Raw genomic sequence first — 1,432 nt, 5'->3', positions numbered from 1 at the left:
TCGAAGCAGGGGGGCATCGCGGCAGGGGTTGTCTCTTTCATGGGTCATTTTTTAACGTTATATGCTTGCTATGTAAGGATTATAACCTATTTTTATCGTATTTTATGTTTAAGTCCCGCTAAAAGAGATTGCTGTAGAGAAAAACTCTCACAAACTTTAATTGATTCAAGTGTTCAAGATGAAGTAGATCGCGATAAAGCACGCTTTTCTAAAGGAACCCATACACCTTTACTCTTGAGAGAAATCGATCCGAATGAAGTTAAAAAAAAATGTCCGTTATTTCGCGAACTCTATAACTATCTCAATAATTTTTGTCCTTCTTCTTAGCTTATTCTCCCGGTAACAACTCCAAGCGATATCGGTACAAAGCCACAGGATGCCCGCCCGCAGCAAAATAATCCGGGTCTTGCGGCGACAAATAAATCGCTGTCACCTGATCCGCCTCAATTCTTTTACTCGCAGAATCGCCATTTTCTCCGCCTCCAACAACTCGATAAGCCGTTGTTGTTTCCACCTCGTTTAAATAAATATCAGACTCTCCGCGAAACACCTGCTGAGAAATCTCTGTAGACACGAACTCGCGAGGATTCGGCGTCTCAGTTCCCCGACTGGTAACAATCGAAATTAATTGGCGTTCCCCTTTCAAAACAGTAATTTGGCGGTTGGGATTGGTCGGATCGACTTTCACCGAAAGTACGCCACCATCGCCTAAATAAGCCTTGGCAATATTCAAACCGTTAAAAGTGCGATCGGCTACAATCTTTTTAGCATTTTTAGATGTATAATTATAACCAAAAAAAATATTTTTTTCAGGTTGAAATCGCACTTTAAATAATACTGGCTGCTGCAAATACTGGCGGTTGCTTTCAAACCCAGGCGTCACAATATTTGGGGCTAAAGGAGCGGCTAAATCCACCAAAGTGCTGGCCACATTCCAATTGCCGGCCATCCAGTCGGGATATACCAAATCTCCCTTAGCGACAGCGATAGGAGGCTTGCTTTCCCAATTTGGAAAACTGGATAGGCGATCGCCCAAAACCCCCGCTCTCGCACCGCCACCCCACAGCAACACCAGCAAAACCAAACAAAAACTCCAAATTACCTTCATACCCAATTACATACAAACAACTAACCTTCTGTCTCTCTTTCTTTTCTTTCTCTCTTCTCTGCGTTCTCTGCGCCCTCTGCGGTTCATTAATTCAAAAATTAGACAACAAATGAGTTAAACATCATATTTTATGCCCTTCTCAGAAATAGGCAGGATGCCTATTACACAAAAATCAATTTTATTGTTGTGGGGAGTAGGGGTCGGGCAGCATATCCCGCCCCCAATATGCAATTTCAAGTTAAAAAAGCCAGGGTAAGAGCATCTCAATCAGTCTTGACAAAAGGATTTGAGAAGAAGCATCATGTATTCATCATTCATTGCAGC

General features: G+C 42.5%; 1 protein-coding gene and 1 pseudogene. One reads left to right on the top strand and one right to left on the bottom strand.

Annotation, left to right across the window (positions count from 1 at the left end; genetic code table 11):
* Positions 1-327, top strand: a pseudogene (locus QUA13_RS32415) (hypothetical protein); the annotation flags it as partial.
* 1 nt (position 328) lies between these two features.
* On the opposite strand, the gene QUA13_RS32410 reads toward QUA13_RS32415, so the two are convergent.
* Positions 329-1,108, bottom strand: a complete 780-nt coding sequence (locus tag QUA13_RS32410; protein WP_333205188.1) for a DUF6816 family protein — start codon at positions 1,106-1,108, stop codon at positions 329-331.
* Positions 1,109-1,432 lie beyond the last annotated feature (324 nt).

Source organism: Microcoleus sp. S28C3 (assembly GCF_036700785.1).
GTDB lineage: Bacteria > Cyanobacteriota > Cyanobacteriia > Cyanobacteriales > Microcoleaceae > Microcoleus > Microcoleus asticus.
Note: the sequence above shows the minus strand (reverse complement) of the source record. Positions and strands in the feature narration are given on the sequence as shown.

Excerpts from the sequence above, each read along its gene's own strand:
- QUA13_RS32410 (WP_333205188.1), bottom strand. The coding sequence starts at position 1,108 with ATGAAGGTAATTTGGAGTTTTTGTTTGGTTTTGCTGGTGTTGCTGTGG.